General features: G+C 73.4%; 10 protein-coding genes and 3 pseudogenes. 7 read left to right on the top strand and 6 right to left on the bottom strand.

Annotated elements, in window-relative coordinates; genetic code table 11:
• Window positions 1-212: 212 nt before the first annotated feature.
• On the bottom strand, window positions 213-953 hold the full coding sequence (locus JNW91_RS12125; protein ID WP_238424827.1) for a metallophosphoesterase family protein: 741 nt from the start codon (window positions 951-953) through the stop codon (window positions 213-215).
• A 111-nt stretch (window positions 954-1,064) separates the two neighbouring features.
• Entirely contained in the window at window positions 1,065-1,742 is a 678-nt protein-coding gene (locus JNW91_RS12130; protein ID WP_007073398.1) for a Crp/Fnr family transcriptional regulator, read from the bottom strand.
• 143 nt (window positions 1,743-1,885) lie between these two features.
• Here JNW91_RS12130 and JNW91_RS12135 point away from each other — a divergent pair, with 143 nt between their 5' ends.
• From JNW91_RS12135 to JNW91_RS12160, 6 genes and pseudogenes are all read left to right on the top strand, one after another.
• Entirely contained in the window at window positions 1,886-2,548 is a 663-nt protein-coding gene (locus tag JNW91_RS12135; RefSeq protein ID WP_203174949.1) for an adenosylcobinamide amidohydrolase, read from the top strand.
• A 60-nt stretch (window positions 2,549-2,608) separates the two neighbouring features.
• On the top strand, window positions 2,609-3,784 hold the full coding sequence (locus JNW91_RS12140; RefSeq protein WP_203174950.1) for a CapA family protein: 1,176 nt from the start codon (window positions 2,609-2,611) through the stop codon (window positions 3,782-3,784).
• A 41-nt stretch (window positions 3,785-3,825) separates the two neighbouring features.
• The gene (gene nth / locus JNW91_RS12145) at window positions 3,826-4,614 is read left to right on the top strand and encodes an endonuclease III (RefSeq protein WP_309244330.1); all 789 of its coding nucleotides are present in this window, start codon (window positions 3,826-3,828) and stop codon (window positions 4,612-4,614) included.
• Window positions 4,611-5,253, top strand: a pseudogene (locus JNW91_RS12150) (TlpA family protein disulfide reductase). Before nth ends, JNW91_RS12150 begins: the two are co-directional and overlap by 4 nt.
• A complete protein-coding gene (locus JNW91_RS12155) occupies window positions 5,250-5,942 on the top strand; it encodes an NUDIX hydrolase (RefSeq protein WP_203174952.1) in 693 nt (230 codons plus the stop codon). Before JNW91_RS12150 ends, JNW91_RS12155 begins: the two are co-directional and overlap by 4 nt.
• Before the next feature lie 63 nt (window positions 5,943-6,005).
• A pseudogene (locus JNW91_RS12160) lies at window positions 6,006-7,183 on the top strand (MarP family serine protease).
• A 13-nt stretch (window positions 7,184-7,196) separates the two neighbouring features.
• Here the strand turns inward: JNW91_RS12160 and JNW91_RS12165 are convergent.
• The 4 genes and pseudogenes from JNW91_RS12165 to eccCa all read right to left on the bottom strand — a co-directional run bounded on the left by JNW91_RS12165 (window position 7,197) and on the right by eccCa (window position 14,156).
• On the bottom strand, window positions 7,197-7,892 hold the full coding sequence (locus JNW91_RS12165; RefSeq protein ID WP_203174953.1) for a phosphatase PAP2 family protein: 696 nt from the start codon (window positions 7,890-7,892) through the stop codon (window positions 7,197-7,199).
• Window positions 7,893-7,929: 37 nt separating this feature from the next.
• Window positions 7,930-8,718 carry a phosphatase PAP2 family protein gene (locus JNW91_RS12170; protein WP_203174954.1) on the bottom strand — a complete coding sequence of 263 codons (789 nt, stop codon included), beginning with the start codon at window positions 8,716-8,718 and terminating at the stop codon, window positions 7,930-7,932.
• A gap of 55 nt (window positions 8,719-8,773) precedes the next feature.
• Window positions 8,774-10,101: pseudogene (gene mycP / locus JNW91_RS12175) on the bottom strand (type VII secretion-associated serine protease mycosin).
• A gap of 74 nt (window positions 10,102-10,175) precedes the next feature.
• On the bottom strand, window positions 10,176-14,156 hold the full coding sequence (gene eccCa / locus JNW91_RS12185) for a type VII secretion protein EccCa (protein WP_203174957.1): 3,981 nt from the start codon (window positions 14,154-14,156) through the stop codon (window positions 10,176-10,178).
• Between the two features lie 101 nt (window positions 14,157-14,257).
• Between eccCa and JNW91_RS12190 the strand changes: the two genes are divergently transcribed.
• A partial coding sequence (locus JNW91_RS12190; protein ID WP_238424828.1) for an EsaB/YukD family protein occupies window positions 14,258-14,714 on the top strand: 457 nt, incomplete at its 3' end.

Here is a 14,714-nt window from a genome sequence, read left to right on the forward strand (position 1 = left end):
CCGGGGCTGTCGTCGCCCCTGCGGAGGCACGGGGTGGGCCGGCAGCGGCGCGGCGCGGCGGTCGGGTGCACGGTGCTGGCTCGCTATGGGTGCTCGCTATGGTGCTCGCTATCGGTGCTCGATTCCGGTGATCGATTCCAGTGGTCGCGTCGGCCGATGTCGCAGACGATTCAGCTCCACAGGCACGCTGACCCACACCCCCGGCTGCCGCATCAGCGGCCGTCGCGGGGGCCGAAGACGACGAGCGCGTCGGCGTCGCTGTGTTGGGAGCGCAGGTACTCGTCGGCCCAGGCGGCGGCGTCGGGAAAGGTCGACTCGGTCGCCACCCGGGCGCACGCCGCGTCCACGTCGAAAGCGGTGCGGCGCAGCTGCACGCCCGGCCCGAGCAGCGCCCACCACGCGCCCACGCCCCCGTACGGCATGCCGACGCTGCCCGGGTTGACCACCAGGCGCCGGTCGACGAGCCGGGTGAAGGGCATGTGCGTGTGGCCGCAGACCACCGTGGAGACCTCGGCGGGGAGACCTCCGAACACCTCCGCCCAGCGCGCCATCCGTGAGTCGACGAGCACGACCTCCTCGTCGTCACGGGGCGTCGCGTGGCAGAACAGCGTCGGCCCGAGGCCGTCGATCTCGACCGTCACCGTCGCCGGCAGCGCGGCCAGCCGGGCCACCTGATCGTCGCGGAGCTGCCCCGCGGCCCAATTCGAGACCGGAAGAGCCGCCTGACGCCCGGAGCGCGCCTCGACCAGCTCGCGGTCGGCGTTGCCGCCCACCCAGCTGACGCGATCACCGAGGTCGGCGAGCACGTCCAACACCTCGGCCGGCTGCGGGCCGGCAGCGATGTCGCCGGTCAGCACGATCAGATCGGCGGCGGCGACGTCCGGCTCGGCCAGCACGGCCTCCAGCGCGGGCAGTACGCCATGGATGTCCGACAGCACTGCAACCCTGTTCATCATGGCCCCACCCTCGACGCTCGCGTCGCTCAGAGCCAGCGATTCTGCGCCGGGCATACGAAACGTCCCCGCTTCCCGTCAGTGACGGAAAGCGGGGACGCGACGTACCACTCAGACGCGGGCGCGACGGGCCAGGCGCTCCGGGTCCAGAATGATGATGCTCTTGCCGTCCAGCCGCAGCCAGCCGCGCGAGGCGAAGTCGGCCAGGGCCTTGTTGACCGTCTCCCGGGAGGCGCCGACGAGCTGGGCGATCTCCTCCTGGGTCAGGTCGTGGGTCACCCGCAGCACACCGCCGTCGCGGGTGCCGAAGCGACCGGCCATCTGGAGCAGGTTCTTCGCGACCCGGCCCGGCACGTCCGTGAAGATCAGGTCGGCGAGCGAGTCGTTGGTCCGGCGCAGCCGTCGGGCGAGCACCCGGAGCAGTTGCTCGGCGATCTCCGGGCGGTTGTTCAGCCACGGCCGCAGCGCCTGCTTGCGCAGTCGTACGAGCCGGGTGTCCGTCACCGCGGTGGCGGTCGCCGTACGCGGACCCGGGTCGAAGAGCGACAGCTCGCCGACCATGTCCGACGGGCCCATCACCGCGATCAGGTTCTGCCGGCCGTCCGCGGCGCGGCGGCCAACCTTGATCTTCCCGGACAGCAGGATATAGAGACTGTCGCCGGGCTCGCCCTCATTGAAGACGACCTCGCCCTTGCGGACCTCGATCGTCTCCATCTCCTTGGCAAGCGCCTCGGCAGCTTCCGGGTCGACACCCTGGAAGATCCCGCTGCGGGCCAGTACCTCATCCATCGCGCACCTCCGGTTACGCGTGCCGTCCGTCGGCCGGGTCCGCCGTCCGCTGATCCCCTCGCGCGCCGCCAAGTCTAGGCGCACGTGAGCATGAATCAGAGGTCGGCCCTGGAATCTTGATCGGTAGGCGTAACCTGCCCGACGTGCTGAGCGAGCCAACTCTGACCAGTCGCGCCGAGGAAGGGCGGGACGTGCCGTTGCTCGTCTGGCGCGCCAGCGCACCCCTGCGGGCGGTCAGCAGCGGCCCGCTCGGCGGTGGAATCGGGGTGCGGCGCTGGGTCCTGAACGCGACCGTGCCGATGTCGTACGACCGGATCGATCCGGCCGCCCACCTGGCGGCGCTCGCCGCGGACCTGGCCCTCGACGGGCCCGGGGTGGGCCTGCTGACCGGCGTCGACGTGGCCGAGGTGGTGAGCCGGACCGACACCGGCGTGCGGGCCTGGGTGACGGTCGGCCTCGGCATCCCGGTGCTCGCCGCCGCGCCGGCCCCGACCGCGCTCACCCAGCGTGTCGGCACGGTCAACATCGTGGTGTACGTGCCGGCCCGGCTCGCCGACTCGGCGCTGGTCAACGCGGTGGCCACCGCTACCGAGGCGAAGGCCCAGGCGATCATGCAGCTGGCCTTGCCGGGCACCGGCACGCCGACCGACTCGGTCACCGTGCTCTGCCCGGTGGACGGGCCGGAGGCCGCGTACGGCGGGCCGCGCTCCGCCTGGGGCGCTCCGCTGGCCCGCGCGGTGCACGCGGCGGTGCTCGCCGGCGGCGACCGGCCGGTCGTGCCCTGGTCGGAGCGGCTGACCAGCTGAACATTCGACCGATCGGCCCTCGTCGGCGCGTTTACGGACCGGTAGGGTCGCGGGCGATGTATGCTCCCGCACCCCCTCGCGTCCCGCCCGCGTCGCCGCGTCGCCCTCGGCCTCGCCGCGCTGCTGGCCGCCCTGCTCGTCGCCGGCTGCTCCGACGCCCGCGGTGAGGCGCCGGTCTGGCAGCCGGGTGCCGGTGGTGGCACCGGTGCGCCGGTGACCACGGCCGGCCCGAAGGCCGGCGGCGGCGCCTCGACGGGCGGTGCGGGCGGTGCCGTCTCGCTCTCCGCCACCGGCGACATCATCATGGGCAACGCGCCGAGCCGACTGCCCGCCGGCGGCGGCAAGGGCTTCTTCGCCTCGGTCAGCGAGGCGCTCAAGGCCGACCTGGTGATGGGCAACCTGGAGGAGCCGCTGACGGTGGACACCGGCACCGGCAAGTGCGGGGCCAACTCCACCCGCTGCTTCCAGTTCCGGGCACCCCCGGAGTACGCGGCACACCTGCGCGACGCCGGTTTCGACGTGCTCAACCAGGCCAACAACCACGGCTACGACTACGGGCCGAAGGGCTACGAGAACACCCAGAAGGCCCTGGAGAAGTACGACCTGAAGCACACCGGTGCGCCGGACCAGATCACCGTGGTCGACGTCAAGGGCGTCAAGGTCGCCGTCGCGGGCTTCTCGTCGTACGTCTGGTCGAACAGCCTGATCGACATCGCCGCGGCCAAGGCGGTGGTCGCCAAGGCGGCCACCATGGCCGACCTGGTCGTGGTGCAGGTGCACATGGGCGGCGAGGGAGCGGAGAAGACCCGGGTGAAGCCGGGCACCGAGATTTTCCTGGGCGAAAACCGGGGCGACCCGGTGAAGTTCTCGCACGCCATGATCGACGCCGGCGCCGACCTGATCGTCGGGCACGGGCCGCACGTGCTGCGGGGGATGGAGTTCTACCAGGGGCGCCTGATCGCGTACAGCCTGGGCAACTTCGCCGGCGGCGGCAACTCGCTGAGCAACACCGGCCGGCTCGGCTGGGGCGGGGTGCTGAAGGTGTCGATCAAGCCGGACGGGAGCTGGGCCGGCGGCTCGTTCACCTCGACGTACATGAACTCGGCCGGCAAGCCGACGATGGACCCCGACGGCCGGGGTCTCGGCCTGGTCACCGAGCTGAGCCGTACCGACTTCCCGAAGGGCGGCGCCCGGTTCGACGCGCAGGGCAAGATCAGCGCGCCGACCGCTGGTTGACCCGCGGAGGAACGTCCGGGGCGCGACGTAGGCTGACCGTCGTGACCAGTAGCCCTCCCGGTGCCAGCGAGACCGACCTCGGGCGCAAACGCCGTGCCCGCAAGATCGGCCGGGTGCTGGCCGAGACGCATCCCGACGCGCACTGCGAGCTGGACCACTCCAACGCGCTGGAGTTGTCCGTCGCGACCATCCTCTCCGCCCAGTGCACGGACAAGAAGGTCAACGAGGTCACCCCCAAACTCTTCGCCCGCTACCCGACCGCGGCGGCGTACGCCGGGGCCGACCGGGGCGAGATGGAGGAGCTGATCCGGCCCACCGGCTTCTACCGCAACAAGACCGACTCGCTGCTCAAGCTCGGCCAGGCGCTCGTCGACCGGTACGACGGCCGGGTCCCCGGCCGGCTCGCCGACCTGGTGACGCTGCCCGGGATCGGCCGCAAGACCGCGAACGTCATCCTCGGTAACGCCTTCGACGTCCCGGGCATCACCGTCGACACGCATTTCCAGCGGCTGGTCCACCGGTGGCGGCTGACCACCGAGACCGACCCGGTCAAGATCGAGCACGCCATCGGCGCGCTGTACGACAAGCGCGACTGGACCATGCTGTCGCACCGGATCATCTTCCACGGGCGACGGGTCTGCCACGCCCGCAAGCCCGCCTGCGGCGCGTGCACGCTCGCGAAGCTCTGCCCCTCGTACGGCACCGGCCCGACCGACCCGACCGCCGCCGCCAAGCTGCTCAAGGGCCCCCGGGCGCGTGACCTCGCGGTGGCGGCCGGGGTCGACCCGGAGCTGGTGCCCGCCCAAGCGGTCGCCCCGGAGGTGCCGTGAACCGGCGCCTCGCCCTGCTCGTACTGCCGCTGGTGCTGGTCGTCGCCGGCTGCACCGCAGGCACGGCTGACGACCCCGCGCCGGCTCCGGCCGCCGCCGAGCGCCCGTCGCCGTTCCGGGACTGCGCCGCGCTCGGCACGGCCCCCCACCGCGCCGTCGCCCGGCACGACGGGCCCTGCCACGCCCGGTTCCGGCACGTCGACGGCACCCGGCGGCGAGGCTCTGCCGGAGCTGACCCTGACCTGCTTCACCGGCGGCGCCCCCGTCGCTCTGCGGGATGTGGCCGGTCCGGCTGTCATCAACGTCTGGGCCTCCTGGTGCGGGCCGTGCCGCAAGGAGCTGCCCGCCTTCCAGCGGCTCAGCGAGCGCGCCGCCGGCCGACTCCAGGTGGTCGGGGTCAACACTCAGGACAGCCGGGGCGGCGCCCAGTCCATCGGCGAGGACTTCGGCGTACGGTTCCCGATGCTGGTCGACCAGGGCGACGCGCTGCAACGGGAACTGAAGCGCAACGCCTTCCCGCTGACCCTCTTCGTCGACGTGCAGGGCCGGATCCGGCACGTGGACGCCAGCGGGGCGCTCGACGACGCCCAACTCGCCAAGCTGGTCCGCCAGCACCTCGGCCTGGTGGTGCCGGCGTGACCCGCCGACCACCCGACTGGATCGAGCCGCTGCTGACCCGGCTGGGCACCGCCCGCGCCGAGGACTTCACCCGACTGACCACACCGGCCGAGGGCGGCCGGGAGAGCGCCGTGCTGGTGCTGCTCGGCGAGCAACCCGGCCTCGGCCCGGACGTGCTGGTCCTGCAACGCGCCGCCACCCTGCGCAACCACGCCGGCCAGCCGGCCTTTCCCGGTGGCGCGGCCGACCCGGAGGACGCCGACGTCCGTGCGACCGCGCTGCGCGAGGCGAACGAGGAGGTCGGCCTCGACCCGTCCAGCGTGACCGTGCTGGCCGAGCTGCCGAAACTGTGGATCCCGGTCAGCGACTTCGTGGTCACCCCCGTGCTGGCCTGGTGGCACGACCCGCACCCGGTGCATCCCCGGGAACCGGCCGAGGTGGCGCACGTGGCACGACTGCCGGTCAGCGAACTGGTCGACCCGGCCAACCGGCTGCGGGTCCGCCATCCCAGCGGCTGGATCGGGCCGGCGTTCTCGGCGCGCGGAATGCTCGTCTGGGGTTTCACCGCCGGGGTGCTGGCGACCCTGCTGGAGATGGGCGGCTGGGCGCGCCCGTGGCCACGCGGCCGGGTGGTGGAGCTGCCTCCCACCGGGGCGACCCCGGCACCGTCGGCCGGCACCGACGAGATCGACGAGACGGCCCTGCGCTGACCGCGCGGTCACCTTCCGCAAGCGATGGTCATCTCGCGGGCGTCCTGCCCGTACGCTGGACCCGTGTCCGCCGTGGATCTCGTCCTGTTGCTGCTCATGCTCGTGTTCGCGATCAGCGGATACCGCCAGGGCTTCGTCATCGGAATCCTGTCGTTCTCCGGCTTCTTCCTGGGCGCTCTGCTGGGTCTCCAGCTCGGGCCCCTGCTGGCCCGACAATTCGTGGACAGTGGCACCCGGGTGCTGATTTCGCTGGTGGCGGTGTTCGGGCTGGCCGTGCTCGGTCAGGCGTTGGCCGGTTGGCTCGGTTCACACCTGCGTAAGACGATCACCAGTGAGGTGGGAAGGCGGGTCGACGACGTCGGCGGCGCGTTCGTGTCGCTGTTCGCGGTCCTGCTGGTCGCATGGCTTGTCGCGGTGCCGCTCGGGTCGTCCTCGCTGCCCTGGCTGGCCGCCTCGGTCCGCAACAGCGCGCTCATCACGGTGGTCGACCGGGTGCTGCCGGACCAGGCCCAGCAGCTCTCCACCGCGCTGCGGGACACCGTCGACACCAACGGCTTCCCGGACGTGTTCGGTGACCTCGCGCCCACCCGGGCCCGGCAGGTCGAGCCACCCGACCCGGCGTTGGCCGGCTCCCAGATCGTGGTCAACGGGCAGCGGTCGGTGGTCAAGGTGCTGGGCTCCGCGCCCAGCTGCTCGCGTCGCATCGAGGGCTCCGGTTTCGTGTACGCCGACGACCGGGTGATGACCAACGCGCACGTGGTGGCCGGCACCCGGTCGGTGGCCGTGGAGCTGGGCGGCGAGCGGTACGACGGCCAGGTGGTCGTGTACGACCCGGACCGGGACCTGGCCGTGCTGCACGTGCCCGGGATGCCCGGCCCGTCGCTGCGCTTCGCGGCCGGCAACGCGGGCAGCGGCTCCGACGCGATCGTGCTCGGCTTCCCGCTCGACGGCCCGTACAACGCGCAGTCGGCGCGGGTACGCGACGTGGACCGGATCACCGGACCGGACATCTACTCCTCCGGCGACGTCACCCGGGAGATCTACACGATCCGGGCGCTGGTCCGCAGCGGAAACTCCGGCGGCCCGCTGGTCTCCGCCAACGGCCTGGTGCTCGGCGTCATCTTCGCGGCGGCGGCCGACGACCCCAACACCGGTTTCGCGGTGACCGCCGCCGAGGCCCGCCCGGTGGCGCTGGCCGTGCCGAACGCACCCGGGGCGTCGGCACCGGCGAGTGCACCTGAGCGGCGCGCGGGGTCAGGTTCGGGCCGGCGCGGCGACCGGCAGCTTCGCCCGTCCCCACCGCAGCCCTCGGTCCAGCACCGCACGAGCCATGATCGCGACGCAGGTGCCGCCGTTGAGGAAGGACGCCACCACGTCGCTCGGGTGGTGCATCCCCCGGTACATCCGGGTCAGCGCCACACCGAGCGGCACCACCAGCAGCAGCGTCCACCAGGTGACCTTCGCGCCGGTGCTGCGCGCCCGCAACGCCATCAGCACGGCGATACCGACGTAGAGCGCCACCGCCGCCGAGGTGTGCCCGGACGGGAAGCTCGACGTGGGCGGCGAGACATCCATGTGGTCCACGGCAGGCCGCCGGCGGTCGATGGCCAGGGTGGTCAGCAGGAACACCAGCGCCTGGGCGGTCACCGCCGCGCACAGGAACAACGGTTCCCGCCAACGGTTCAGCCAGAGTCGCAGCGCCAGCGCCACCAGCACGGTGACCACGACGATCAGCTGGGTGCTGGCCAGCGTGCTGAACACCAGCGAGACGCTGTTCCAGCCGGTGGTGCGGTCGGCGGCGAACTCCCGATTCACCGCGTCCTCCACGGTGAACGGCCAGGTCCGGTCGAAGACCCGGGTGACGAGTACCCCCAGCAGCACCATGACGCCGAGCAGGAGGGAGACCGGCAGCAGCACCCGCCGGACGATCTGGACCACGGTGTCGGACATGAGCCGGCCAGTACCCTGCTGGCGTCGTCGGCACGCCTCAGGTCGCGTCCGGGTGCCGCTCGACCTCGGGAGCGATGCCCTCCCGGGCCGGTCGGACCGGCCGCAGACCGGCGTGCGCCCGCCAGTTGGTGAACGCGGCGGTGGTCGCCGCGACCACCGCCGTACCGAGCAGCCAGCCGCCGACCACGTCGCTGGTGAAGTGCACACCCAACGCCACCCGGCTCAGCCCGGTCACCACGGTGAGCAGCACCCCGACGACCCACAACACGACCCGCCACAACCCCCGCCCGGCGTACGGCAGGAAAACCAGCAGCAGCACCCCGGCGGCCAGGGTCGCGTTCAGCGCGTGCCCGGAGGGGAACGAATAGCCGGCGGCCCGTGCCACCGGGTCGAGCAGCTCCGGCCGGTCCCGGCCGACGAGCAGCTTGAGCAACGGACCCATCAGCCCACCGACCACCAGGGTCGTGGCCGTCCAGGCGGCCAGCCGGCGGGCTTTCCGGCGCAGCAGCCAGATCACCAGGAGCAGGGCGGCGACCCGCAGGGGCATGGGCGCGAACACCTCACTCCAGACCCGCATCAGCGCGACCCAGGCCGGATGGTCGAGCGCGTAGCCGTGCAGCGCGTCGGTGACCGACGTGTCCAGCCGATGCAGCGGCGCCCAGGCCCCGAGGACCAGCAGCGCCAGCAGCGAGAACGGCACCAGCACCAGGAACGCCGCCGTCACCGCCAGGGTCAGTCGCAACCCCAGCGAATGATCCGGGTCGAGGCGGCGGCGCTGCCAGGACGGGCGACCGGGGACGAGGGTGCGCGGGCCGGACGTGCTCATGGCGACGGTTCTACCCCACTCGTGGCCCGCTCAGGCCTGCCGGTACGACCCCGGGTCAGCGGGCCCGTTGCCGGAACCGGCGCACCATCAACGCCGTACCCGTCACCAGGGCGACGAAGAGCACCGCGCCGACCCACAACTGTTCGGGTGCCGAATCGTCCTGCGCGCCCGCCGGACGCGCCGTCCACCGGGTCTGGTGGCGGGGGACGGTGAGACCGAGGGGGTCGCTGCCCGCACCGGCCACCGGACTGTCGTCGCCGGAGCCGGGGGCCGGACCGAAGCCGACCACACCCGGCGAGGTCTGGTCGTCCAACGGGTTGGCGGCCACCGGCGGCACCTGCGCCGTCAGCGCGGCGACCGGGTCCACCACGCCGTACCCGAAGCGGTCGTCCCGGCCGGTCGGGCCGATGTCCCGGGCGGTGACGAGCAGCCGGTTGACCACATCACCCGCGGACATCTGCGGGTAGCGCGACCGGACCAGCGCGGCGGTGGCGGCCACCAGCGGCGCGGCGAAGCTGGTGCCCTGCACCCGCCAGTACCCGCTGGGAGGACGGGCGCCCACCAGGCCGTTGGCGGGGGCGGTGAGCACCGTCGCCCGGCCGGTGATCGACCCGGACCACAGGTTGTCGCTGCTGCGCTCCAGCCCGGAAACCGCGATCACGCCCGGCTCGCGGGCCGGATACCAGACCTTCAGGTCGGTGGAGGTGGCGAGGTTGCCGGTGCAGGCCACCACCACCACGTCCCGGGCGAACGCGTAGTCCAGGGCCGCGGCCAGGGCCGGGCTGTCGCCGCTACCACCCAGCGACAAATTGATCACGCGGGCGCCGTGGTCGACCGCCCAGCGGACTCCCTGCGCGACGATCAGGGCGTCGTCGTACCGGTTCCTCTCGTCGAGCACCCGGACCGGCAGGATCCGGGCGTCCGGTGCCAGCCCGACCACGCCGTGCTTGTCATCGTTGCGCCCGGCGATCAGGCCGGCGACCGTGGTGCCGTGCCCCACCGGATCCGGCCCGGCGCCGCCAGCGGGGCCCACCAGGTCGTTGCCGGACAACACCTGCCCGACAAGGTCGGGATGGTTGGGGTCCACTCCGGAGTCGACCACCGCCACCGTCACGCCCCGCCCGGTCGAGGTGCGCCAGGCCTCGTCGGCCCGCAACTCGTCGAGCTGCCACTGCTCGTCGCGGACCTGGTCGGTGCGGCTCACGCTGTCGCCGGGGGCCAACGCCACCGGCGCGCGGCGAGCTGACCGCCGGTGGCGGGCACGGCGACGGGCGCGGCGGCCGCGGTCGGGGCCGCCACGGCGAGCACCGCCGCCAGGCCGAGCAGCGCCCGTCGGGTCGCTGCCGGACCGCTGTGCCGAACCCCAGTCACATCCTCAGCCATTCATCCCGACGGAACCATGACGATCGGAGATTACCGGTTTCCCCACCCGTCACGGGAAGAACCGGGGGAACAGGTCACAGTGGCGGCAGTTGGGCGAGCTGAACGAGGCGTACACCCTCCCGGCGGGTGACCAGCCGACCACGGCCCGGCGGCAGCGGACCGGGTCGGACCGGTCCCACCAGCGCCCCCTCGTCCGGGCTGCCGGCCATCACCAGACCGGCCGTGGAGAGCTCCCGCAGTCGCTGGACGATCGGCTCGTACTGGGCCCGGCCCGCGCCGCCCGAGCGGCGCGCCAGCACGAGGTGCAGCCCCACGTCCCGGGCGTGCGGCAGATGCTCCTCCAGCCCCCGCAACGGGTTCGCCGGGCCGGCCGCCACCAGGTCGTAGTCGTCGACCAGCACGAACAGCTCCGGCCCGGACCACCAGGACCGGTCGCGCAACTGCTGCGGGGTCACCTCCGGGCCGGGAGCCCGCCGCTCCAGGTAGCCGGCGGCCGACTCGACCAGGTCGGCGGTGTGGGCCGCCGCGGTGCCGTACCCGATCAGGTGCGGCGTCTCGATGGCGCCCAGCAGGCTGCGCCGGTAGTCGACCAGGATCACCCGGGCCTGCTCGGGAGTGAACCGGGTGATGATCGAGGTGGCCAACGCGCGGAGGAACGACGACTTGCCGCACTCCGCGTCCCCGAAGACCACGAGGTGCGGCTCGGCGGCGAAGTCGAGCACCACCGGGCGCAGGTCCGCCTCGGCGATGCCGATCGGCAGCCGCAACCCGGTCGTCGCGGCGAGATCCAGATCGGCGTACGGCAGCACCGGCGGGAGCAGCCGCACCCGGGGTGCCGGAGGGCCGCCCCAGCTGCCGGCGATCCGCTTGACCAGGCCGGCGGTGTCCCCGTCGCCGACGAGTTGGGGCAGCGCGGTGAGGAAGTGCAGACTCTCCGCGGTCACCCCCCGGCCGGGGCGCTCCGGCACGTTCGCGGCCGCCCGCCGGGCCACCAGCGAATCGGTCGGGTCGCCGAGGCGCAGTTCCAGCCGGGACCCGAACAGGTCCCGGATCGCCGGTCGGAAATCCAGCCACCGCAGCGCGGTGGCGACGACGTGCACCCCGTACGACAGGCCGCGGGTGGCGAGGTCGGTGATCAGCGGCTCCAGGTCGTCGTACTCGCCGCGGACGGTGCTCCAGCCGTCGATCACCAGGAACACGTCGCCGAACGGGTCGGCTCCCGCCTGGCCGCCGGTCGCCGCCGCCGCGCGGCGCTGCCGGTACGCCGCCATCGACTCCACGCCCAGCTCCGCGAAGCGGCGCTCCCGGTCAGCCAGCAGGCTCGTCATCTCGCCGACGGTGCGCCGTACCGCCGTCGGGTCGGCGCGTCCGGTCACCCCGCCCACGTGCGGCAGGTCGCGGACGGCGGCCAGCCCACCACCGCCGAAGTCGAGGCAGTAGACCTGCGCCTCGGCCGGGGTGTGGGTGAGCGCCAGCGCGCAGATCAGCGTGCGCAGCACGGTGGACTTGCCGCTCTGCGGCGCGCCGACCACCGCGACGTGCCCGGCGGCGCCGTCCAGCGCCAGCCAGAGCAGGTCCCGGCGCTGCTCCAACGGCCTGTCCACGATCGCTACCGGCACACCGAGCGCGCCGTGCAGCTCCGGATTGCCCACGACGAGCCCGCGCGTCGGATCCACCTCGACCGGCCCCAGCAGTTCGTCCAGGGCCGGTGGCTCGCCGAGCGGCGGGAGCCACACCTGGTGGGCGGGTGGGCCCTGCCCGACGAGCCGGTCGACCAGCAGGTCGAGCAGCGTCTCCTGGCCACTCTCGTCCTCGGCCACCGCGGGCAGGGCGGGTGTGGGCGGCTCGGGAACCGGCACGACATGGGTGGTGAAGGTGAGCAGTCGGGCGCCGCCACCACCGGTGGCGCCGGGTGACACGGTCCGACGGCGGACGGCACCGGACACGTACGCGGCCTTGAAGCGGGCCAGCGGGTCGGTGCCGGCGCGCAGGTAGCCGTGGCCCGGCGAGCGGGGCAGCTCGTGCGCGTCCGGCACCCCGAGCACCGTGCGGGACTCCAACGCGGAGAAGGTCCGCAACCCGATCCGGTACGACAGGTGGGTGTCCAGCCCGCGCAGCCGCCCCTCGTCGAGGCGTTGACTGGCGAGCAGCAGGTGCACACCGAGCGAGCGGCCCAGTCGGCCGATCTGCACGAACAGGTCGATGAAGTCGGGTTTGGCGGAGAGCAGCTCGGAGAACTCGTCGCAGATCAGCAGCAACGACGGCAGGGGGGCCAGCGGGCTGCCGGCGGCCCGCGCCCGCTCGTAGTCGCGCACGCTGGCGAAGTTGCCGGCGCGTCGCAGCAGTTCCTGCCTGCGGACCAGCTCGCCGTTGATCGCGTCGACCATCCGGTCGACCAGGGGCAGCGCGTCGGCCAGGTTGGTGATCACCGCTGCGGTGTGCGGCAGGCGGTCGAACGACGCGAAGGTGGCGCCGCCCTTGAAGTCGACCAGCACGAAGTTGAGCTGCTCCGAGCTGTGCGTGGCCGCCAACCCCAGCACCAGCGTCCGGAGCAGTTCGGATTTTCCCGAGCCGGTGGCCCCGATGAGCAGGCCGTGCGGGCCCATCCCGTCCTGGGCGGACTCCTTGAGATCCAGCTCGATGGCGCCGCCGTCCGCGCCCACCCCGATCGGCACCCGCAGCCGGTCCCGCGCCGACCGGGGCACCCAACCCTGCTCGGCGGTGAAGCTCTCCGGGTCGCCGAGGCCGAGCAGCTCGGGTAGCCCCAGCTCGGCCTGGAGCGGCGCGTCCGGGCCGCGCGCCGTGCCGGCCAGCCGCAGCGGCGCCAACCGCCGGGCGACCGCCTCGGCGTCGGCCGGGTCGAGCTGGTCGGCCGTGCCCACCTCGGCGTGCCCGTCGATCGACCACGAGTGCAGCCGCCGGCCCTTGAGTTCCAGCAGCAGCGCGTACCGGTCGAGCAGGCGCGGCGGCGGGGTGTCCAGGTCCAGGACGGTGACCGCGTCGATGCCGCCGTCACCGGTCAGGTCGGTGGCGCCGGTCAGGTCGCCGCCGTCGAGGACCACCACCACGTGCGGGCCGTCGGTGGCCGGACCGACCGGACTGAACCGGGACCGGCTGGCCAGCACGTCGCTCAGCAGCCGCTCCAGTTCGACGGCGGAGCTGGCGACCAGCCGTACCGGGCCGAGCGCATCGGTGCGGCTGGGGTGGTGGGCGTGCGGGAGCCATTTCACCCACTCCCAGCCGGCCCGCCGTTCCGGCCCGGCGCAGACCGCGACGAGCAACTCGTCGGGTGCGTGGAAGACGGCCAGCTGGGTCAGCACCGCCCGGACCAGCGCCTGCGCCGCGGCATCGCCGGTGGGTGGGCCGCCGGTCGTCGGAGCGCCGCCGGTACGACCGGCGGTCCGCACGTGCACCCGGGCGAAGCTGCGCAGCGACAACGCCACCGGCAGGTCCGGCACCACGGAGTACGCGTCCAGGAAGCGGCGCAGCGCGCCGGCGGTCATCGGCTCCAACTCCTCCAACGGCCGGGTGACCGGTGGAACGAGCGGGGTGGCCAGGGTCTGCGGGCCGACCGCGACGCGTACCACCGCGAAGTCCGGGTCGGCGGGGCGGCGTTCCCACACCCGGTGGCTGTCCACCGTCGACCACAGTCGGCCGGGGTCCGGGTGTCGGTAGTAGAGCAGGGCCCGCTGCCGTCCGGCGGTCTGCCGGACCCGGCGGCGCAGCGTCGCCAGGTGCCGCAGGTACTCCCGTCGGGCGGCCATCATCTCGGACTTCTTCGGGGTGCCCGACGCGCTGCCCCAGGAGGTCACCAGCATCGCCAGCGACGACAGCCCGAACATGCCGCCCACCACGTACGAGTAGGCGCCGCCGCCCCGGCCGAACATCATCGCCATCGCCACCGTGCCGCCCAGCATGGGCAGCAGCATGAGCATCTGCTGCCACCGCCCACCGGTCACCGCGGGGATCTCCGGCGGCGCCTCGACCGGCAGCTCACCGGCGGGGATCTCGGGCGCCGGCCGGCGGGGCGGGCGCTTGATGACGACGGTGGACACTCGGCCTCCTGACTGCGCTGGGTAACCCGAGCCTGGCTCATGGTAGGTAAAGTCCTGTCGTCCGCGCAGCCTCCGACCCCCCTCGATATGGAGACCAGTCGATGACAACCGGACTGGCCCGCGTCACCATCAGCGCGCCGCAACGACGGGTGGACGTCGCCCTGCCGGAGCAGGTGCCCCTGGCCGAGCTGCTGCCCGACGTGCTCCGGCACGCCGGTGAGGGCCTCGCCGACGACGGCGAACGGCACGGTGGTTGGGTGCTGCGCCGTACCGACGGCGCGCTGCTGGCGACCGCCCAGGCGCTGCTCCCGCAGGGGGTCCGCGACGGCGAGGTGCTGCACCTGGTGCCGGCCCGCGCGCACTGGCCCGAGCTGGAGTACGACGACGTGGTCGAGGCGATCGCCGAAGGCGCCCGTCGCCGTGGCGGCGCCTGGTCGCCAGCGCCACCCGCGCGGCCGGCCTGGTGCCGGCCCGCGCGCACTGGCCCGAGCTGGAGTACGACGACGTGGTCGAGGCGATCGCCGAAGGCGCCCGTCGCCGTGGCGGCGCCTGGTCGCC

This window comes from Micromonospora parastrephiae (genome assembly GCF_016802865.1).
In the GTDB taxonomy this organism is placed as follows: domain Bacteria; phylum Actinomycetota; class Actinomycetes; order Mycobacteriales; family Micromonosporaceae; genus Micromonospora; species Micromonospora parastrephiae.